Source organism: Burkholderia sp. LMU1-1-1.1, assembly GCF_040675865.1.
GTDB lineage: Bacteria > Pseudomonadota > Gammaproteobacteria > Burkholderiales > Burkholderiaceae_D > Rugamonas.
This window is the reverse complement of sequence record NZ_JBEGHG010000001.1, coordinates 1-19,497: the sequence shown is the minus strand read 5'-3', so window position 1 is coordinate 19,497 and position 19,497 is coordinate 1. Positions and strand designations below refer to the sequence as shown.

Genomic DNA, 19,497 nt, shown 5'->3' with positions numbered 1-19,497 from the left:
CAGCATTTAACCGCGTTAGACTGTGATCATGACGACCTACGACACCTTCAAATCCCGCGCCGGCCAGGCGCTTCCCAAACTCGATGCGGCCGAAATCCGGCGGGTCGAACGCTTTGGCGCGCGCGCCTGCTACCGCGACGGCGAGATGCTGTTCGAGGCCGGGCGCAGCACCTTCGGCATGTTCGTTCTGCTGGCCGGGAAAATCCGCATCAGCCGCTATGACGGCCTGGGAAATACATCGGTGATCACCGAACACCTGCCGGGCGAATTCGCCGGCGAAATGAGCCAGCTATCCAACGCGCCGTCGCTGGTCAATGGCCACGCGATAGGCGCCGTCGAAGTGCTGGTGCTGACCACGCAGTCGCTGCGCGCGCTGCTGGTGGCGGAGGCGGAACTGGGCGAGAAGATCGTGCGCGCCTTCATATTGCGGCGCGTCGAACTGATGGAAAACGGCGCCAGCGGCGTGGTGCTGATTGCAACACCTGGCTATCCGCGCGTGCACGCGCTGCAGGGCTGGTTGAACAGCAACGGGATTCCGAACAAGGTGCTCGACCCGCAGGCCGACGAGCAGGCGCGCGCCCTGTGCGAACGTTATCGCCCGCTGCCGGACGACATGCCGCTGGTGGTGTGCCCCGACGGCAGCGTACGGAAAAATCCGTCGACGGTCGAACTGGGACGCTGTCTGGGCACGCTTCCGGAGCTGAACTCCAACCAGGTGTGGGACGTGATCGTGGTCGGCGCCGGGCCGGCCGGACTGGCGACGGCCGTGTATGCGGCCTCCGAAGGCTTGTCCGTGCTGGCGCTGGAAACGCGCGCCTATGGCGGCCAGGCGGCTGCCAGCGCCCGGATCGAAAACTATCTGGGCTTCCCGACCGGGATCTCCGGGCGCGCGCTGGCCGGCCGCGCCTACGTGCAGTCGCGTAAATTCGGCGTCGAGATGGCGATACCCGCGCCGGCCGGGCGGCTGCTATGCGACAGCTACCCGCTCGAAGTGGAAATGTGCGGCAGCCTGCAACAGCTGCGGGCGCGCACGGTGGTGCTGTCTTGCGGGGCGCGCTATCGCCGCCCTTCCCTGGCCAACCTGACCCAGTTCGAGGGCAAGGGCGTGTACTACTGGGCCTCGCCGCTGGAGGCCAAGCTGTGTGCCAGCGAGGAAGTGGTGCTGGTCGGCGGAGGCAATTCGGCCGGCCAGGCGGCGGTGTTCCTGTCCGGCTTCGCCTCCAGGGTCCACATGTTGATCCGCAAGGACAGCCTGGCGTCGACGATGTCGAGCTACCTGATCGAACGTATCGAGGCGACGCCGAACATCGTGCTGCACACGCACTCGGAGATCGTCGCGCTGGAAGGCGGCGGAGAGGACGGCCTGCGGCAGGTGCGCGTGCGCGACAACCGCAGCGAAGTCGAAACCGACTACGACGTGCGGCGGCTGTTCCTGTTCATCGGCGCCGATCCGAACACCGGTTGGCTGGGCGACTGCGGCGTGGAGGTCGATTCAAAAGGCTTCATCCTGACCGGCTACGACGCCCCTGGCTGCGCGCTCGAAAGCCGGCAGGCCAGCCTGGAAACGAGCGTGCCGGGGGTGTTCGCGATCGGCGACGTGCGCGCCAACTCGACCAAGCGGGTGGCCGCAGCCGTCGGCGAAGGCGCCGCCGTGGTATCGCAGATACACGCGTTTCTGGCTCGGCGGGAGCTGGAGAGCTAACTGCGCGTGCCCGAATCGCTCAGGCGACGATATTCAGCCCGCCGTCGACATACACGGTGCTGCCGGTGAGCCGGTGCGCGTAAGGCGTCGCCAGAAACGCGCAGGTGGCACCGACATCGTCGATGTCGACCAGCTCGCCCAGCGGCGCCCGTGCGACCGCCTCGTTCAGCAGCCGGTCGAAATCCTTCAGGCCCGACGCCGCCCGCGTCTTCAACGGCCCCGGCGAAATCGCGTGCACCCGGATTCCGCGCGGCCCCAGTTCATAGGCGAGATAGCGGCAGGACGCCTCCAGCGCCGCCTTCACCGGCCCCATGACGTTATAGTTGGGCACCACCTTGTTGGCGCCGTGATAGCTCATCGCGAACATGGTGCCGCCGTCCGTCATCAGTGGAACCGCCAGCCTGGCCATCCGCACGAACGAATGGCACGACACGTCCATCGCCCGCAGGAAACCGTCCAGCGAACAATCGAGCAGGCCGCCCTGCAGGTCCGCCTTTGGCGCGAAGGCGATGGAGTGAACCAGGATATCGAGCTTGCCCTGTCCTGCGAGGATCTCGAACAACGCTTCGAGTCGACCCGGTTGGGTCACGTCCAGCGGCAGCAGTTGCGCGTCGATTTGCGCCGCCAGCGGCGCCACGTGCGGCAACGCCTTGTCATTCAGATAGGTGAGCACCACGTCGGCGCCCGCCTTGCGAAAGGCCTGCGCGCAGCCCCAGGCGATCGAGTGCTCGTTCGCCACGCCGACCACCAGGGCGCGCTTGCCGGCCAAAATGGGAAAAACGGTTTCAGTGTTCATGCATCCTCCAGCATCGCCAGGGTGTGGCGGGCGATCATCAGTTCCTCGTTGGCCGGCACCACCCATACCGCGACCTTGCTGCCGGCGGCGCTGATGCGGGCCACGCCGCGCGGATTGGCGCCGTTGGCCGCCGCGTCCAGCTCCACACCGAGCCAGGCGGCGTCGCGGCAGACGGCGGCGCGCACCGCGACGCTGTTCTCGCCTATGCCGCCCGAGAACACCAGCGCATCGAGTCCACCCAGCGCGGCGGCCAGCGAGCCGAGTTCGCGGCCAATGCGGTAGACCATCAAGTCGATGGCGGCCCTGGCGCGCGGATCTTCGCTGGCCTCCAGGGTGCGCATATCGGCCGAGATGCCCGATACGCCCAGCAGGCCAGATTCCTGGTACAGCAGCTTCTGGACGGCCGCCACATCCATGCCCAGTTCCTCGATCAGGTACAGCACCACGCCGGGATCGAGGTCGCCGCAGCGGGTTCCCATCGGCAGGCCGTCGACGGCGGTAAAGCCCATCGTGCTGGCGACGCTGCGCCCGGCCGACATGGCGCACATGCTGGCGCCGTTGCCCAGGTGCGCGGCCACCACCTTGGCGCCGGCCAGCGCGGGATCCGCCGCGGGCAGGCGGCTGGCGATATATTCATAGGACAGGCCATGGAAACCGTATCGGCGGATGCCGAGATCCGTGATCCTGGCCGGCAGCGCGAACGCCTGCGCCCGCGCCGGCTGGCGGACGTGGAAGGCGGTATCGAAGCAGCCCACCTGCGGCACCTCGGGCGCCAGCGCCATCATCGACCGCACCGGCGCCAGGTTGTGCGGCAGGTGCAACGGCGCCAGCGGCACCAGCTGGTCCAACTGCGCCACCACGGTTTGATCCAGCAGTTGCGGCCCGCTGTAGGCGACGCCGCCATGCACGATGCGGTGGCCGACGGCGGCCACGCGCCTGCCATCGAGGTGCGTCTGCGCGAAATCGATCAGGAAACGCATGCCGGCCTCGTGATCGATGGGCGCATCCGGCCAGCTACGCTCGCCGACGGTCGCGCCCTGCGCATCCTGGGCGATGAAGCGCGTCACGCCCGCATACAGGTTCTCGATCTTGCCGCGCAACGCAGGTCGCAGCGAGGGGCCGTCGAACAGCGAGAACTTGATGCTGGACGAACCGGCGTTGATGACGACGATGCAATCGTTCGGCGCCATGAGCTCAGGCTCCTGTGGCGGCGAGCGCGGAGGCCTTGCTGTGCACCAGCAGCACCGCCACCGCGCAGGAAGCCAGCCGCGCTTCCACCGAGTCCGCGCGGCTGGTCAGGATGACCGGCACGCGCGCGCCCAGCACGATGCCCGCCGCGCCGGCGCCGGCCATGAAGGTCAGGCTCTTGGCCAGCATGTTGCCCGCCTCCAGATCCGGCGCGATCAGTACATTGGCCTGCCCCGCCACCGGCGAGACCAGGTTCTTGATCGCCGCCGCCTCCGGATCGATGGCGTTGTCCATCGCCAGCGGGCCGTCGAGGATGGCGCCGGTGATCTGGCCCCGGTCGGCCATCTTGCACAGGGCGGCCGCGTCGATGGTCGACGGCATCTTGGCGCTCACCGTCTCGACGGCGGCCAGGATCGCCACCTTGACCGGATCGAACCTCAGCACCCGCGCCAGATCGATCGCGTTTTGCACGATGTCGACCTTCTCGCTCAGTCCCGGGTTGATGTTGACGGCGGCGTCGGTGATGATCAACGGCTCGCCGCGCCCCGGCACATCCATGATGAAGCAGTGGCTCAGGCGCCGCGCCGTGCGCAGGCCGGTGTCGGCGGCCACCACGGCGCCCATCAACTCATCGGTGTGCAGGCTGCCTTTCATCAGCGCCTGCGCCTTGCCCTCGCGCACCAGCTCCACCGCGCGCGCGGCCGACGCGTGGCTGTGCGGGGTATCGATCAAGGTCAGCGCGGAGATATCGAACTTCGCCTCGTCGGCCGCCTGGCGGATGCGCGCCTGCGGCCCCACCAGGATAGGCTTGATCAAGCCCATTTCGGCGGCATCGAGCGCCGCCTCCAGCGCGTTGCGGTCGCATGGATGGGCCACGGCCACCGTCACCGGCCCGGCGTTGCGGGCGGCGGCGATCAAACGGTCGTAGTTGGGGTGCGAGGATTGCTGCCTGGTCGATGCATTCATTGGGACTCCTGGTGGATGACCCGGCAAATGATAGCAATCCATGCAAATAAAGCAACCGCTGGTTTGTGCGGTGCGTCATGCCCTGACGGGGCGACTCGGATTGCTCCAAATCCACATCAATTATCAGTCATATACTTTGAACTTTACTGATGAGTCCTGTCTAACCGAGCGTAACACCCACAATTAAAGGAGTCATCATGACATCGCCACTTTCATTCTGGACCTGGTCGCCACAATTTTACTTCCCCTGGAGCGGTGGAGTAATGCAACAGATCGACCCCGATCTGACGTGGTTCTCACACTGGATTACCCCCGGTGCAGGCAACGCGGCAATTGAAGAGAAGGCCTTCACCGGCGTCGCGTCGTACGGCAAACAGCTCGGGTTGATCACCGACGTGTTGCTGGCGATCGTCGAAAAAACGGCACTGACCGCCGAGCCCAAGGCGGTCGACGACTTGCGGCGCATCCGCGGCCGCATCGAGATGCTCAAAACCGTCGAGTACACCTTGGCGCACGACCAGATCGTCGCGCAGGTGAACAAAATCCGGGAGCGCGGAGGCGCGGAGCTGAACGAACTGACCACGCAATTACTGCCGCTGCTGATGGAAAAGCGGCCACAGCAAGGCTTGCGGAACCTGGCCGGTTAGCCAGGCAGCAACTCAGCGGCGCAACCCGTACCAGGCGCAGGCGATGGTCGGAACACCGAGCGCGACGGCGGATACGTAATCCCACACGCCGTCGCCCAGCAACGCCGAAATCAGGCCGATCGCCGTCAGTATCGCCAGCGTGATCGGCGCTCCCCACATGCGGCGGAAGGAACCCGCGCCGCTCATCGCGCCTCCCCTTCGGCCGCATAGGCAGGTGCCTGTCGTTCCGCGGTGACATCCTCGTCTTCCTGGCGGGCCGGCGCCCTGGCCTGCACCCCGCGCCTCAACCACAGATACAAACCGCTGCCCAGCACGAAGATGGTGGCGATATCGAGCATCGCCCACAGGAACTGCATCCACGCGCCGCCGTAGTCGCCGAAGTGCAGCGGCTGCGACACCAGCAGCGCCGTCAAGTACCACGGCAACTTGCGGCGATCGGTGATCTCGCTGGTTTGCGCATCGATCAGCACCGGCTTGTACAGGCGCGACGTCAGTGCCTCGTTGCCGTGCATGAAGATGCCGTAGTGATGCGGGCTGGAGAACGCAGTGCCCGGGAAGGCGACAAAGGCCACCTGCATGCCCGGCTCGGCGGCGACGGCGTTGTCCATCGCCTTCTGCATCGAACCCAGCTTGCTCGGCAACGCCAGATCCTTGTACGGCGCGGTCATCTCGGCCATTTCGGTGGCTTGCCAGTACTTGACCAGCAAGTCGGCCCAGGTGTTGATCATGCCGGTGGCGCCCACCACCAGCGCCCAGGTCAGCGTGACGATGCCCAGCATATTGTGCAGGTCCAGCCATTTCACGCGCGGACCGCGTTCGCGCCGGACTTGGCCGAATTCCAGCTTGCGCATGAACGGCGCGTACAGCACGACGCCGGAAATGATCGCCACCACCAGCAACAGTCCCATAAATCCGAGGAACAATTTGCCCCACAGACCCGCGTACAGATCGACGTGCAGGTGGAACATCACGCCCAGGAAAGTTCCCTCGAAACTCGGTTCGGCCAGCACCTTGGCGGTGCGCGCATCGACGGCGACCGACTTGAAGGCCTCGTCGGTCGGATGGTCGCCCATCGTCAGATACCAGATCTCGCGCTCGTCCGCCTCCTGCGACATGTACATCACCAGCTTGTTCGGATAGCGCGCCTTGCCGGCGGCGATGACGGCGTCAAGATCGGCCTTGGGGGTGTCCGGCGCCATCTTCGGCGCCTCGATGGCGTTGCCTAGCAGGTGGTCGATTTCGTGGTGATAGATCAGCGGCAAGCCGGTCAGGCACAGCAGCAGCATGAACACGGTGCAGACCAGGCTGCTCCATTTATGGATCCAGGCCCAGCGGCGGACGGTAACGGGTGTCATTTTGAAAGTGAGTCGGCAAACCGGAAATTACAATGATAATGCAAATCACTCTCATTTAGTAGCAATACTGCGGCCTCCAGCGCTATAATTGAGAATCACTCTCATTTACTTACCAAAAATTAAACGAATCATGCCCACTCCAAATCTGAAATTGTCCCCCTTCGCGCTGGCCGCGATGCTCATGGCCGGCGCCGCCGGCGCGCAAGATCAAACCGCCGCAGGCGCGGCGGCCGATGTCGCCGAGGGCAAGATCCAGACCGTGGTCGTCAGCGCCTCGGCGGATGCGTCGGCCGACGGCTTGACCAAGGATTACGCCGGCGGCCAGGTCGCGCGCGGCGGCCGTCTTGGCCTGCTGGGCAATGTGGACATGATGGATACGCCGTTTAATACGCTCAACTTCACCCAGGCCGTGATCCAGGACCAGCAGGCGCGCAGCGTCGCCGACGTGCTGCAAAACGACCCGTCGGTGCGCGTCGCGCGCGGGTTCGGCAACTACCAGGAGCTGTATGTGATACGCGGCTTCCCGGTCAACTCGGACGATCTGGCCTACAACGGTCTATTCGGCCTGCTGCCGCGCCAGTTCGTCGCCTCCGAACTGCTCGAACGCGTGGAAGTGCTGCGCGGCGCGAACTCCTTCATCAACGGCGCGGCGCCTGGCGGCGGTGGCGTGGGCGGCTCGATCAACCTGCTGCCCAAGCGCGCCAGCAACAACCCGCTGACGCAGCTAACGGTCGGCGTCGATAGCGGCGGCCAGGGTTACGGCGCGGTCGACATCGGCCGCCGCTTCGGCGAGAACGGCAACACCGGCATCCGCGTCAACGCGGTGCGCCGCGACGGCGACACGCCCATTGACGGCGAGAAGCGCGAGTTGTCGGTGGCCTCCGTCGGCGTCGACTTCCAGGGACGCGGCTTCCGCCTGTCGGCCGATGTCGGCTACCAGAACCACAACCTGCAAGGCGCGCGCCCGAGCGTGACCGTCAGCCAGGGCGTCGCCCTGCCCTCCGCGCCGGACTCGGACAGCAACTGGGCGCAGAAGTGGACCCACTCGAAGGAGCGCGACACCTTCGGCACCTTACGCGGCGAAGTCGATCTGGCCAAGGACACGGTGGCGTGGGCAGCGCTGGGCGCGCGCAGCGGCGACGAGTCTAACATCATCGCCGAACCGACCGTCGGCAGTACCGGCGGCGCGGCCAGCATGTATCGCTTCGACAACGTGCGCCACGACAGCGTGCGCACCGGCGAAATCGGCGTACGCACCAAGCTGCGCACCGGCGCCATCGGCCATAGCCTGAGCGCGACGGCGTCGGGGTTCTGGACGGAGTCGCGCAACGCCTACGCATTCAGTAACTTCGCCGGCTTCGCGACCAATATCTTCAATCCGGTCGATGTGGCGGCGCCGGTCGCCGATTACTTCACCGGTGGCGCCATGAACGATCCCAAGCTGACCGCCAAATCGATCCTGTCCAGCTACGCGCTGGCGGACACGCTGTCCATGCTGGACGATAAGGTGCTGCTGACCGTCGGCGTGCGCCGCCAGACCATCAAGTCCGACAGCTACGACTACGACTCCGGCGCCTCGCTGTCGCACTACGATCAAAGCAAGAACACGCCGATGGCCGGCATCGTCTACCGTCCCGTGAAAGCGGTGTCGCTGTACGCGAACTATACCGAAGGCCTGCAACAGGGGCCGGTGGCGTCCGGTGACGTCGACAATATCGGACAGGCGTTCGCGCCGTGCGTATCGAAGCAAAAGGAAATCGGCGTCAAGTACGATATCGGCACGGTGGGCGCCAGCGCGGCGGTGTTCAGCACCAAGCAGCCATCGGCCTACGTGCAAAACAGGATCTTCGGCGTGTTCGGCGAGCAGCGTAACCGTGGCCTGGAAATGACCGTGTTCGGCGTGCCGACGCGCGGCCTGCGCGTGCTGGGCGGCTTGACTTTGCTCGACGCCGAGCAGCGCGTCACAGCCGGCGGCGTCAATCAAGGCAACGACGTGATCGGCGTGCCGAAGACGCAGCTGAACATCGGCGCGGAGTGGGATGTGCCGGGCGTGCGCGGTCTGAACCTGAATGCGCGGGCGTTGTACACGTCGTCGCAGTACGCCGATGGCGCGAATCTGCAGGAGTTGCCGTCGTGGAGCCGGTTGGATATCGGCGCGAGCTATGTCGCCACCATCGCGGACCGCAAGGTTACCTTCCGCGCGCGGATCGACAACGTCGCGGACAAGAGCTACTGGGCGTCGGCCGGCGGATATCCGGGTTCGGGGTATCTGGTGCTCGGGTCGCCGCGTACGGCGGTGTTGTCGGCGACGGTCGACTTTTGATGTGAATCCGCGATATTTGAGGGAGTTTTGCTCTACACTCCCCAACGCCCCTATGGACCAGCAGTGCTTTTCGCCCCAACAACCTGGCATCAATACGCGAATGGAGATCTGGAAAACATGAATATGAGCATGCTCGGCCTTGCCACCACTTTCTCGCTCACCCTGCTCGCGTTCGCCGCCGCCCCGGCAGCCGCGAACGCGCAGTCCAGCGCCTCCGCGACCGGCGGCCTGCCTTTCGAGGTCAAGCCGGTCGGCGCATTCAAGAGCCCATGGGCAATGGCATTCCTGCCCAACGGCAACGTGCTGGTTACGCAAAAAGAAGGAGCGATGATCCTGTTCGATCCCGCAACCAGTACCAGGCGGACAGTGTCCGGCACACCCGCCGTCAGCAGCAAGGGCCAGGGCGCGCTCATGGACATCGTGCCCGCTCCCGATTTCGCGGCCAGCAAGCTGATCTACTTCAGCTACTCCGAGGCGGGTCCCGGTGCCAGCAGCCGGGTCGTGCTCGCCACCGCGACATTGGATCAGGCAGGCGGCACGCTCAAGGATACAAAGGCCATTTTCCGCGGCCAGGATGCTTCGACTGGCGGGCACTATTCGGGCCGTATCGGCTTTTCGCCGGATGGCAAGTACCTCTTCTTCACCAGTGGCGACCGCCAGCTTCTCGATCCAGCGCAGGACCCCGGGTCAACGCTCGGCAAGGTGCTGCGCCTGAACCTCGACGGCACGCCGGCCGCCGGCAACCCGCTCGCGGCCAAGGGCTTCCATGCAGCCGTCTGGTCGTATGGCCACCGCAACCTGCTGGGCATCGCCTTCGACAGGCAGGGGCGCCTGTGGGAAATGGAGATGGGGCCGCGCCATGGCGACGAGATCAACCTGATCAAGCCAGCCCTCAACTATGGCTGGCCGAGGGCATCGAATGGCAGCCACTATGACGGCCGGGACATCCCCGACCACGCGCCCGGCGACGGCTTCGAGGCCCCGAAAGTTTCCTGGAACCCGGCCATTTCACCGGGCGGCCTCGCCTACTACGATGCGGACCTGTTCCCGAAGTGGAAAAATTCCCTCTTCATCACCGGTCTCTCGGGCCAGTCGCTGGACCGCATCGCCCTCGACGGCGAGAACGCCACCAAGGAGGACCATTGGGACATGGGCGAACGAATCCGCGCCGTGCGCACCGGGCCGGATGGCGCGCTATGGCTGCTGGAAGACGGTCCGCGCGGCCGGCTGCTGATGCTGACACCGAAGAGGTAGGCCAGCGGGAACGGTGTGGTGCGGGCATGCCATGCCAGTAGACTATGTTTGCAGCCGAGCTTGCCCCGACCGGTCGGGTTCCGGCTAGTATGCGCACCCACCGGCCGGTGTCGGTAGCAGTGATTGTGCCCTGGCATCAGTACGGCTGCGAACACGGCCGTTATCTTAACGCCGACCTCCTGCCGTACGTCTGCTTCCGCAGCCGATTGCGGCGTCTATACACAACGAAACTGGACTTCGGCAGAGGCATAAGTGCCGTAGCTCGAGTCTTTTCCTGTGCTGCCTACCTGTTCCACTTGCTTCCCTTTCCCCGAACAAAACTTCGTCGCGTCTTGGAACATCCGAGCTTTAACTGCGCTGCTGGAAAAATCGGTAAAATTGCCAAGCCCACCGATCATATACAAATTCTGGCCTATCTCGACCACTCCATCCGTGCCCGTTGTAGCGCAACCCATTATCGAGGAAGCGACTATACACACGCTGAAAGCAGGAGTAAAAAAGTTCTTCATTGTCGGGTGCCTCTCTATAAATAGCGAAATTGCGTCAGGCCGCTCATGGCCGAATGCTACCTCTCGGAACTCTAACCCATTTGACACTCGGAGTCAGGTCAAGTTTGAGCCAGTAAAAATTTTTGACTGCTCTCAAATCTGTCTGCTTTTGCCAAGAACAACTTACGTAGGCTACCAAACGCGATAGGGTATTTCGCTGAACGTCACTGTTCTAGCGAGTTTCTTCTTATAGGCCATTGCGCGCAGCGACTTCCATGCTAGTTGTGGGTGTGGAGTCGGCCCAAGGATAATGGCTTCGTACATCCATTCAGCATCTGGGAGTTTCCACTCCAAATAGGGAGTCAGCATACTTGACCCTGGTCGGAACTCCGCATTTGTCAGATCGCTGTAGTAGTCTGATATCAAACGCCACTCTCGCTCTTCGCTGAAAGCTTGGTGCTTGATTAACGCAAGTACTTTAAAGATGTTTTTGGATTCAGCAGCTACCGCTTCGCGACAAGCGTAGAAGTCCAGCAAGCAATCAGGATTTGTCTCCTCCAAATTCTTGTACAGTCGCTCTGTGAATTCGGTGAACAACCGCGACTTTTCCGCATTATCATATACACACTTTACTAAACGACATGTATTTGACTTACAGATCTGCTGCAAGAGCTGCGGTGAATATCCGATGCTCACGCCCTTACCGTGTGGTGTGTAGCTGCGCCACTGGCTGAGCAAGCTTGGGACTTCCGATAGCGAGAAGATGTAAAGATGATGTTCCTGGACTTCGTAACACTTCTCTTCGGCCCACGCTCTTAACGCGCTCCAAAGATGACTCCGTTTCACGTCGTTACCGGACGAAGTGGACACCGCAATACTCAAGTGTTCTTCCAACAGATTCACGGCGTGCTTTAGCTCTTCGGAATCGTTCATAAAATGAATGTTGCCGGCCCAGAGCTTTCCTGAGCTAGCCATTCCCATTAAGCCATCAATACCAGTGTAGTGATACAGGGGCTTGTCGAGTGGGGCATTGAATGTTTCACGCATAAATGTCTTTTTTTACAAGTTAACCCGTTACCGCAAATTTATCCGGCCTTGTGACGAACTACCTAAACGATGCAGGAAGCTCGTAATGGCTGTGTACTTTTGGCCGTTCTCAGCCGATCGCGCCAGTATAAAAAATTGCTAAAGAGAAAGCGCCACGTCCTGCTACGATGGGCCGTTCTCGCCGCAAAGCGGAAGTGAAAATATTAAAATCCGCTATTATCTAAGAAAAGGAGTAAGACGCTTGTCTATAAAATGATTTGGGCGCCAGCCTTTGAACAACTTATCAATAACGAATGTATCAGAAAGGCCAGCAACAATTCCCGCAACAGGATTCAACGCATCGATTCCAGTTGTAAGCATGTAGCGAATTCCTTTTGCTTTGGTGCCCTCAATCCAGCCTTCTCTTGTAACATCTTTCAGGTACCTACTTACCAAGTTTTCGTCAGGATTTGCTTTGTGCAGCCATTCTTTAAAGCGTCTCGATTGATCAAGTAACTTAAGAAATTCCTCAAAACTCCGTTCCCCGCTGTTAATTACCTCTGCAACGGCAGGAGCATCAGGTAGTACAATTTCGGTAAATCCCACTCTCTCTCGATCATTGATTTCCATCCTACGGAGCAGTTCAGAGTGTTTCAACTGAATAATGGCTGATGTACACTCCGAGGTAGCAAAATCGCCACCATAGAATGCGGCCATCATGAGGTCCGCTCGCGCATCCAATATGCCACTAAGAACATGTGCTGGCGTCAGTGGATCTTGCGGAGGCAGCATTCTAGAACGAGCTCTATTTATGGCATTGAAGTCCGTGTTGGTAAAGACAAAATGCCCCATATCGGAATTAAGGATTTCAAACTTGAAATCTGTACTCGGTATGTACCCACCAGAGGTGGTTTTTATGAAATTCCTGGCTGCTGATTGGACGTAATCGTTGTCTTGCAAATCCACATTCGCTGCACCGATGATTCCGCCTTTTACATAATGGTTACCACTAAATGTCCGAATTGGGACCCTGTCCAAAAATTTCCTAATGAAATCTTTTGCTGGTTTTCCCGAAATTCCAACCCTGCGCATATTGTGCTCGATACGATCTGCTGCAGATCCAAAGGACCGACCATCAGCATCTGCGGTTAGCGTGAATGCAATGTAATTATGACATTGTGTTGCGGCTGACCCTTCCGTATTTGTTCCGAGCATTTCGTCGCAATAAACCGCTGAGATACCGCCTCGTTTAAGCAAAGTAAGAATGAGATCTGTCCCAATCGACTTTATCAATTCTTGCAAAGTTCCCGGATCGAATACAACATGAACATTCTGATAGTACAGCATTGCTTCAGCTAGCTGTCCTTGAGAAATTGGGCTTCCATCTTCCGATCGGCGCAGCACTATTCTGTCAAACATTGATTCCTCTTAAAAAATTATGCAAGACAGAAGTCTTAGCGGTGTGCAGGCAGCTTTAGGGGACCATAAGAAGATAATTCGATGTCACAGACGCTTTGCACGATCCACTGTCTTCGCTAAAAATTCACGAATCCGATAATCTCTAGTGCCACTATCGGATCGTCTTTGAGCAACTCGTGAGCACGCGGCTTCCTTTCGTAACCTTGTCCGAGTGCGTGCGCGACAGGTTCCGCCCTTTAAACCGGGAAGTGCTACCTTTGACGATTGGCGCACCGTCCTGGATCTCGGCTGCTAGCCGACTGATAAACTCTCGTCCGAGGTGTTTATACGCTCTATGCTCTTCCGCGCTTAGCTCAAGCAAAAAGCCGTAACCCACGAAGCTGTGAGCGCAATTTACATCCAAGAAAAGCGACACATCCTCTTCCAGCAAAAACCACCATTGGGGCTCGTGATCAAGCACTCTCATCATTTTCCGCCGTTTCAAATCTCTGAAATTCTTGTGCAGCGACCTAACGGCCGGTCTTGGCTCCGGATGCCGCCTGGATGGTCAGGATAGCATCTTGCCTGCATGAAAAGTTCATTTGTCACGTCCAGGCTGAAGTCGACCCGTTGCGGCCGGTATTCAGTACCAAGAGCCGACTGTGCTAACGCCCCAGAGCGGACATCCACCATTTTTCGAGCCGTAGCTCATGGGTTGAATGTAAAAGCTCGTGACGATTAGATAGTGCACCAGCGACTTGTCGCCGAATCGTACGTAACCCTGCCGTCCCGTCGAAGCACCTGTAACCGTTCATTGACCGTCGTATCTGCACTGTCACTCGGAGATACACCTGTTCTTCGAATGTTCAGGCGTAATGCCTGATTACGAACAGAAGGAACTTCTGACAGTTCATCAGTAAGCGTGACGTGAGGGCCGTCGTTGACTTTCCAGCTGCTGTGGTCAACCTGTGGTTTCAAACTGAATCCCTAGAGCGGTGCTGCATCGGTCGGCCGAGATTTTGCTATATGCGATAAAAGCGAGGTTCTCTCTTACACAGAGGTCAATTCCCATGGAACAGGATGCCAATGACTGACCAGTTCGTCGATGAAGCACCGGATTTTTGGCGATATATGCCGTTTACTAGGATAAACGATGCGTATGGGTTCGGGCGGCTCGGAAAATTCGCCTAGTACCGTTTGCAGCATTCCGTTGCGTAGATCATCTGCCACAATGTAGCTGGGTAATTTGGCGATGCCAAGGCCAGCCAAGGCTGCAACTTTGATCGCTTCCGCATTATCCAGATGCAGTGCTCCCTCATTGATGACGGAAACTTTGTCGCCAGCGTAACTGAAGTTCCATGGTAGAACTCGTCCTTCAGCAACAAAATGCAGGCATCGAAATGTGTGCAGTTCCTTCGGCGATGCGGGTTTTCCATGGCGAAGCAGGTACTCGGGTGCGGCGCAGGTGATCATTTGCTGGTGCGCAAGGGTGCGCGTCAACAGCCGAGAATCGTCCTTGGGTATGCCGATTCTGACTGCCAGATCAAATCGCTCATCAATCAAATCCACCACGCGATCCGACAGACTCGCCTCGATCGTGACCATTTCCCATTTCTTGAGGAATGCGGCGATCACCGGCATCACATGCAAGCGGCCCAGGGCGACCGGCAGACTGATACGCATCTGACCTTGGGGCGTGCCGCTACGTTGTGCCAGCGCGCTCTCTACCCCTTCCAGCTCCTCCAAAATAGTGACGCAAGTCTCATATAGCACCCTGCCGTCATCGGTCAAACTCAGACTCCTAGTGGTCCGGTTAAGCAGTCGGACCTGCAGGCGCTGCTCCAGACGCACGACCGATTTTCCTATTGCCGAGCGCGTCAGACCTAATTGCTTAGCTGCCATCGTATAGCTGCCGTGCTTCACCACGCTGGCGAAGGCTGCAATGTCATTCAGGTTAGTTACTTCCATCGACGTGCCTTTCTAGCCTAGGTGGATCGGCATGCGGCGAGGCCGCTGTGTAGGGAAGCACATTCCCCAATCCTTTGGATAATATATCAATTCGTTTCGATTTGAAGCAAATAACCAAGGATGATTATGAATGACGAATTAACACGTGCAATGAGCGGCTGGGCAGACAGCCTGGTTAACTTGGTGCCGGTCCTGAGTGGCAGCGACGAAACCGCTTCAATGGCGCAGGTGCGCGCTTCGTACACCACTTTTCAGGCGCAGCAGAAGCCGCCGCAAGGAGTGCGGTTTGAGGAGGTCAATATGGGTGGCGTGCCGGCTACGCTGGCGCTACCCGATGAGCAAAATTCCGACATCGTCCTCGTCTATATTCACGGCGGTGCCTATATCGTCGGTGAGCCGGCCGGATATCGCGGTATTGGCGGCAACTACGCAAAGCTGCTCGGCGCCCGCGTCTACATTCCCGACTACCGCCTCGCGCCTGAGCATCCTTTCCCCGCTGCAATTGACGATGGGCTGCGAGCTTACGAATGGCTGCTGGAACAAGGTATCCCCGCACGAAAAATAGCCTTCGCGGGTGAGTCTGCTGGTGGCGCCATGGTCGTCAGTGTCATGGTGGCCGCCAAGCATAAGGGGCTGCCGTTACCAGCTGCTGGCGTCGCTATTTCGCCATGGGCCAACCTCGAACACACTGGTGCGTCGATGACGAATCGTGAAGGTCTCGATCCGCTCAACACCAAGCCGTTGCTGGACCTGCTGGCCCGAACCTTCCTCGCAGGCGCGTTGCCCAACCATCCACTGGCCTCGCCGGTATTCGCCGACGTCACAGGTCTGCCACCGATACTGGTGCAAATCGGTGAGAACGAACTGATGCTTAGCGATGCCATTCGCTTGGCCAGCCATTTAGCCGAGAACCGGGTGCGGGTCAATCTCGAGGTCTGGCCACAGATGCCCCATGCTTGGCATTTCTTCCAGAGCTTCTTGCCGGAAGCAGAACAAGCACTGCGCGAGTCTGCACGGTTTATTTCTGAAACCGTAGGATCCGCAAAATAACCGGCGACCACCGGCGAACTCCGATCTTTTCGATTTCACCGACACCAAAGGAGATAACGATGCCATCCCATCCGCTGTTTTCGACGTTCCGCAACAAGAATCTATCATTGGGAAATCGCATCGTCATGGCACCCATGACCCGTGCCAAGTCTCCGAACGGTGTACCGACAAATGAAGTAGCTTCATACTACCGCCGCCGTGTGGAAGGTGGTGTCGGCCTAATCATTACAGAAGGTACGACCATCAACCGGCCGAGCGCGTCGAACGACTCGCAAATTCCTAACTTTCACACCAGCGAAAGCCTAGACGCTTGGGCGCGCGTGGTGGGGCAAGTTCATGCGGCCGGGGGCAAGATAGCACCGCAACTCTGGCATATGGGCATGGCTCGAGTGCCTGGCTCCGGTCCCAATCCTGGTACTTCATCCGAAGGCCCCTCCGGTTTATCAGCAGCTGGCGAAGAGCTGTCGGAGCCGATGACCGACGTTGACATAGCCGACACCATCAGTGCCTTTGCCAATGCCGCAGCGAAGGCCAAGGAAATTGGTTTCGACGCAATTGAGTTACATGGCGCCCATGGCTATCTTATCGATCAATTCTTCTGGGCCCAATCCAATCGACGTACCGATCGATATGGCGGCGACATAATTGACCGCACGAGATTCGCCAGGGAAGTTATACATGCGGTAAGACAACGCGTGGGATCGGACTTCAACATCATATTTCGCTTTTCGCAGTGGAAACAGCAGGACTATAACGCCAGACTGGCTAATAATCCATTGGAGCTTTCTGCATTACTGGAGCCGCTGGCGTTAGCCGGGGTAGACATCTTCCACTGCTCAACACGCCGCTTCTGGGAGCCGGAGTTCAATTGCTCCAACCTCAATCTGGCAGGTTGGGCCAAGAAAATCACAGGCAAGCCTACCATCACGGTCGGCTCTGTGGGGCTCCAGGGTAACGACTTTACCCATGCGTTCAAAGGTGAAAGTGCAGCGGTAACCGACCTTGGCGAACTCGAACGACGGCTGAAACGTCATGAATTCGATTTGGTCGCCGTAGGCCGGGCACTAATTGCCGATGCTGACTGGCCATCAAAGGTCAAGCGCGATAATTTCTCTGAGATTATGCCGTTTAACCCAGCTTCGTTGGCAAGTCTTTAGGTGTCCAGTATCACTCGATGGTATGGGACATGGCCGCTAACGTGCCAATCACCTACGAAGAATGGGAGTCGCCAAACGGCAAAGTATCATTGAGCTGAACGACGCAGTTCCAAGGCAGCAATTCGTCCACCCGATTGACGGGGTGATCGGCAATGCGGGCGAGCACGTACCGTAGCCAAGCCTCAGCGTCGACACCATTGAGCTTGGCGGTTCCGATCAGGGAGTAGATCGCGGCGGCGCGTTCGCCGCCGCTGTCAGCTCCGGCAAACAGGTAGTTGCGGCGGCCAATAGCGACGCCCCGCAGGGCGCGCTCGGCGGCGGAGTTATCGATGTCGATGGCGCCATCATCGCAATAGCGTGTCAGTGCCGGCCACAGTTTGAGCGAGTACAGGATGGCCGCCGAGGTATCGGATTTGCGCGACAGCTTCTCAAGCGCGGCACGAAGCCAGTGTTCAAGGTCGTCGAGCAAAGGCTTGGCCTTGGTTTGCCTAGCTTGTCGCCGTTGATCGGGCGGCTTACCTCGAATATCGACCTCGATGACGTAGAGTTCGGCGATCCTGCGCAGCGCCTCCGTCGTCAGCGCTGATGGCTGCGCTTCGTGCAGATCATAGAACTTACGCCGCGCATGGGCCCAACATGCCGCTTCTTGGATCGCGCCGCTTTCATAGAGCGCGTTGAAGCCGGCGTAGGCGTCCGCTTGCAGCACGCCCCTGAACCCAGCCAGGTGGGTTTGCGGACGGATGCCCTTGCGATCCGGCGAGTAGGCGAACCAAACTGCGGCTGGCGCCGTGTCGCCGCTTGGCCGGTCATCGCGCACGTACGTCCACAGTCGGGAAGTCTTGGTTTTGCCATTGCCGGGAGCGAGCACCGGGATCGGCGTATCGTCAGCATGCAACTTGGTGGCCGCCAGCACATGACGCCTGATGGCATCAACCAGTGGTCGCAGTAAGGCGCTGGCGGCACCAACCCAGCGTGCCAGCAGTGCGCGATCCAGATCCACGCCTTCCCGTGCATAGATCACGCTCTGGCGGTAGAGCGGCAAGTGGTCGGCGAACTTCGCCACCAGGACATGTGCCAGCAAACCGGGTCCGGCGATGCCGCGTTCGATCGGGCGGCTCGGCGCCGGCGCTTGCACGATGGCGTCGCAGCAGCTGCAAGCGAGCTTGGGACGCACATGGCGTATTACTCGGAAACTGGCCGGTACATATTCGAGCTGTTCGGCCACGTCCTCGCCCAAAAAGCGCAGTCCACCACCGCAAGACGGGCACGCGTCGGCGGTGGGCAGATGGACCTTTTCATCGCGAGGCAGGTGGTCAGGCAGCGGCTTGCGTACAGGCTTGTTGCGTGGTGCCCGGTCCGTTTCAGGTATCGCCTTCACCACCTCGCCTTCATCGGCTTGCAGATCCTCCAGCTGCAGTTCCAGCTGCTCGATCTGATGGTCCAGTTTCTCGGACTTGCGGCCGAACTGCATGCGCCGCAGCTTGGAGATCCACAGCTTGAGATGCTCGATCTCGGCGGCGCGCGTGTTCAACTGCGCTTCCAGTCCTGCGACTTGGTCATCGCGCTCTTGAACGCGACATTCGCTTGGCAATAGCAATGCCTTCAGGGCAGCGATATCGTCAGGGAGGTCGGCGGCAGTGAGCATGAAGCGAGTTTACGCGAGGCCGATGACGTTTACAAGGCCGATGTCGGCCGCCAGGTGCGCTCTGGTCGGCGCCAGTCGATTCCCTCCAACAGCATGGAAAGCTGGGCTTGCGTCAGTGCCACGCTACCGCTGTCGGCCTGCGGCCACACGAAGCGTCCCCGCTCAAGACGCTTAGCCAGCAAGCACAGGCCATCGCCAGTCCACCACAGCACCTTGATCATGTCGCCGCGCCGGCCACGGAACACGAAGAGGTGGCCGCTGAAAGGATCGTCGGCCAGCGCAGTCTCTACCTTGGCCGCCAGCCCGTTCATGCCAGCGCGCATATCGGTGATGCCGGCGGCGAGCCAGATCCGGGTGCCGGCAGGAAGGCCAATCATGCGCGCAGGCTTTGCAGTACCAGCCGCAGCGGTAATCCCCCCATTAATGATGCGCACCAGAAGTAGAGGCTATGCGGCGAGGGCCAATTTCTGAATCGGCGTAATGCCGCCGAGTGCCATGTGTGGCCGGTCGTGATTGTATGTCCATAACCAGCGC

At 60.1% G+C, this 19,497-nt stretch carries 17 protein-coding genes; 6 read left to right on the top strand and 11 right to left on the bottom strand.

The window, feature by feature from the left end:
- The first annotated feature begins 28 nt into the window (after positions 1–28).
- Complete coding sequence (locus tag MRBLMU1_RS00085; RefSeq protein WP_363495175.1) at positions 29–1,702, top strand: FAD-dependent oxidoreductase; 1,674 nt, start codon at positions 29–31, stop codon at positions 1,700–1,702.
- A 19-nt stretch (positions 1,703–1,721) separates the two neighbouring features.
- On the opposite strand, the gene fabI is transcribed toward MRBLMU1_RS00085, so the two are convergent.
- From fabI to MRBLMU1_RS00070, 3 genes are read right to left on the bottom strand one after another with little or no spacing between them, the layout of a single operon-like run.
- The gene (gene fabI, locus MRBLMU1_RS00080) at positions 1,722–2,498 is read right to left on the bottom strand and encodes an enoyl-ACP reductase FabI (protein WP_363495172.1); all 777 of its coding nucleotides are present in this window, start codon (positions 2,496–2,498) and stop codon (positions 1,722–1,724) included.
- Entirely contained in the window at positions 2,495–3,688 is a 1,194-nt protein-coding gene (locus MRBLMU1_RS00075; RefSeq protein WP_363495169.1) for an acetate/propionate family kinase, read from the bottom strand. Before MRBLMU1_RS00075 ends, fabI begins: the two co-directional genes overlap by 4 nt.
- A gap of 4 nt (positions 3,689–3,692) precedes the next feature.
- Positions 3,693–4,652, bottom strand: coding sequence for a phosphate acetyltransferase (locus MRBLMU1_RS00070; RefSeq protein ID WP_363495166.1), 960 nt, complete (start codon positions 4,650–4,652; stop codon positions 3,693–3,695).
- Positions 4,653–4,849: 197 nt separating this feature from the next.
- On the opposite strand from MRBLMU1_RS00070, the gene MRBLMU1_RS00065 reads away from it, so the two are divergent.
- Positions 4,850–5,299, top strand: coding sequence for a hypothetical protein (locus MRBLMU1_RS00065; RefSeq protein ID WP_363495163.1), 450 nt, complete (start codon positions 4,850–4,852; stop codon positions 5,297–5,299).
- A 12-nt stretch (positions 5,300–5,311) separates the two neighbouring features.
- Here MRBLMU1_RS00065 and MRBLMU1_RS00060 read toward each other — a convergent pair whose 3' ends face one another.
- Positions 5,312–5,485 carry a hypothetical protein gene (locus MRBLMU1_RS00060; RefSeq protein ID WP_363495160.1) on the bottom strand — a complete coding sequence of 58 codons (174 nt, stop codon included), beginning with the start codon at positions 5,483–5,485 and terminating at the stop codon, positions 5,312–5,314.
- Positions 5,482–6,654 (bottom strand): PepSY-associated TM helix domain-containing protein, encoded by a 1,173-nt coding sequence (locus tag MRBLMU1_RS00055; RefSeq protein WP_363495157.1) that lies wholly within the window; start codon positions 6,652–6,654, stop codon positions 5,482–5,484. The genes MRBLMU1_RS00060 and MRBLMU1_RS00055 overlap by 4 nt, the downstream gene beginning before the upstream one ends.
- A gap of 130 nt (positions 6,655–6,784) precedes the next feature.
- Here MRBLMU1_RS00055 and MRBLMU1_RS00050 point away from each other — a divergent pair, with 130 nt between their 5' ends.
- Complete coding sequence (locus MRBLMU1_RS00050; RefSeq protein ID WP_363495154.1) at positions 6,785–8,977, top strand: TonB-dependent receptor; 2,193 nt, start codon at positions 6,785–6,787, stop codon at positions 8,975–8,977.
- Between the two features lie 63 nt (positions 8,978–9,040).
- Positions 9,041–10,231 carry a PQQ-dependent sugar dehydrogenase gene (locus MRBLMU1_RS00045; RefSeq protein ID WP_363495151.1) on the top strand — a complete coding sequence of 397 codons (1,191 nt, stop codon included), beginning with the start codon at positions 9,041–9,043 and terminating at the stop codon, positions 10,229–10,231.
- Positions 10,232–10,911: 680 nt separating this feature from the next.
- Here MRBLMU1_RS00045 and MRBLMU1_RS00040 read toward each other — a convergent pair.
- The 3 genes from MRBLMU1_RS00040 to MRBLMU1_RS00030 all read right to left on the bottom strand — a co-directional run bounded on the left by MRBLMU1_RS00040 (position 10,912) and on the right by MRBLMU1_RS00030 (position 15,111).
- Positions 10,912–11,766, bottom strand: a complete 855-nt coding sequence (locus MRBLMU1_RS00040; RefSeq protein ID WP_363495148.1) for a DUF2971 domain-containing protein — start codon at positions 11,764–11,766, stop codon at positions 10,912–10,914.
- Between the two features lie 216 nt (positions 11,767–11,982).
- The gene (locus MRBLMU1_RS00035; RefSeq protein ID WP_363495145.1) at positions 11,983–13,164 is read right to left on the bottom strand and encodes a hypothetical protein; all 1,182 of its coding nucleotides are present in this window, start codon (positions 13,162–13,164) and stop codon (positions 11,983–11,985) included.
- Positions 13,165–14,193: 1,029 nt separating this feature from the next.
- A complete protein-coding gene (locus tag MRBLMU1_RS00030; protein WP_363495142.1) occupies positions 14,194–15,111 on the bottom strand; it encodes a LysR family transcriptional regulator in 918 nt (305 codons plus the stop codon).
- 126 nt (positions 15,112–15,237) lie between these two features.
- Between MRBLMU1_RS00030 and MRBLMU1_RS00025 the strand changes: the two genes are divergently transcribed.
- Both MRBLMU1_RS00025 and MRBLMU1_RS00020 read left to right on the top strand, forming a co-directional pair.
- Complete coding sequence (locus tag MRBLMU1_RS00025) at positions 15,238–16,161, top strand: alpha/beta hydrolase (protein ID WP_315393996.1); 924 nt, start codon at positions 15,238–15,240, stop codon at positions 16,159–16,161.
- A 59-nt stretch (positions 16,162–16,220) separates the two neighbouring features.
- Positions 16,221–17,318, top strand: a complete 1,098-nt coding sequence (locus MRBLMU1_RS00020; RefSeq protein ID WP_315393994.1) for an NADH:flavin oxidoreductase — start codon at positions 16,221–16,223, stop codon at positions 17,316–17,318.
- Positions 17,319–17,370: 52 nt separating this feature from the next.
- On the opposite strand, the gene tnpC is transcribed toward MRBLMU1_RS00020, so the two are convergent.
- The 3 genes from tnpC to MRBLMU1_RS00005 all read right to left on the bottom strand — a co-directional run.
- On the bottom strand, positions 17,371–18,963 hold the full coding sequence (gene tnpC, locus MRBLMU1_RS00015) for an IS66 family transposase (RefSeq protein WP_363495139.1): 1,593 nt from the start codon (positions 18,961–18,963) through the stop codon (positions 17,371–17,373).
- A 29-nt stretch (positions 18,964–18,992) separates the two neighbouring features.
- The gene (gene tnpB / locus MRBLMU1_RS00010) at positions 18,993–19,340 is read right to left on the bottom strand and encodes an IS66 family insertion sequence element accessory protein TnpB (RefSeq protein WP_363495136.1); all 348 of its coding nucleotides are present in this window, start codon (positions 19,338–19,340) and stop codon (positions 18,993–18,995) included.
- 69 nt (positions 19,341–19,409) lie between these two features.
- The coding region (locus tag MRBLMU1_RS00005; RefSeq protein WP_161051113.1) for an integrase core domain-containing protein at positions 19,410–19,497 on the bottom strand (88 nt) is incomplete at its 5' end.

Bases quoted from the DNA above. Each gene is read 5' to 3' on its own strand.
- MRBLMU1_RS00075 (WP_363495169.1), bottom strand. From the start codon at position 3,688: ATGGCGCCGAACGATTGCATCGTCGTCATCAACGCCGGTTCGTCCAGC.
- tnpB (WP_363495136.1), bottom strand. From the start codon at position 19,340: ATGATTGGCCTTCCTGCCGGCACCCGGATCTGGCTCGCCGCCGGCATC.
- MRBLMU1_RS00025 (WP_315393996.1), top strand. From the start codon at position 15,238: ATGAATGACGAATTAACACGTGCAATGAGCGGCTGGGCAGACAGCCTG.
- MRBLMU1_RS00055 (WP_363495157.1), bottom strand. From the start codon at position 6,654: ATGACACCCGTTACCGTCCGCCGCTGGGCCTGGATCCATAAATGGAGC.
- MRBLMU1_RS00050 (WP_363495154.1), top strand. From the start codon at position 6,785: ATGCCCACTCCAAATCTGAAATTGTCCCCCTTCGCGCTGGCCGCGATG.
- MRBLMU1_RS00035 (WP_363495145.1), bottom strand. From the start codon at position 13,164: ATGTTTGACAGAATAGTGCTGCGCCGATCGGAAGATGGAAGCCCAATT.
- MRBLMU1_RS00040 (WP_363495148.1), bottom strand. From the start codon at position 11,766: ATGCGTGAAACATTCAATGCCCCACTCGACAAGCCCCTGTATCACTAC.
- MRBLMU1_RS00085 (WP_363495175.1), top strand. From the start codon at position 29: ATGACGACCTACGACACCTTCAAATCCCGCGCCGGCCAGGCGCTTCCC.
- tnpC (WP_363495139.1), bottom strand. From the start codon at position 18,963: ATGCTCACTGCCGCCGACCTCCCTGACGATATCGCTGCCCTGAAGGCA.
- MRBLMU1_RS00030 (WP_363495142.1), bottom strand. From the start codon at position 15,111: ATGGAAGTAACTAACCTGAATGACATTGCAGCCTTCGCCAGCGTGGTG.
- MRBLMU1_RS00060 (WP_363495160.1), bottom strand. From the start codon at position 5,485: ATGAGCGGCGCGGGTTCCTTCCGCCGCATGTGGGGAGCGCCGATCACG.
- MRBLMU1_RS00020 (WP_315393994.1), top strand. From the start codon at position 16,221: ATGCCATCCCATCCGCTGTTTTCGACGTTCCGCAACAAGAATCTATCA.
- MRBLMU1_RS00070 (WP_363495166.1), bottom strand. From the start codon at position 4,652: ATGAATGCATCGACCAGGCAGCAATCCTCGCACCCCAACTACGACCGT.
- MRBLMU1_RS00065 (WP_363495163.1), top strand. From the start codon at position 4,850: ATGACATCGCCACTTTCATTCTGGACCTGGTCGCCACAATTTTACTTC.
- fabI (WP_363495172.1), bottom strand. From the start codon at position 2,498: ATGAACACTGAAACCGTTTTTCCCATTTTGGCCGGCAAGCGCGCCCTG.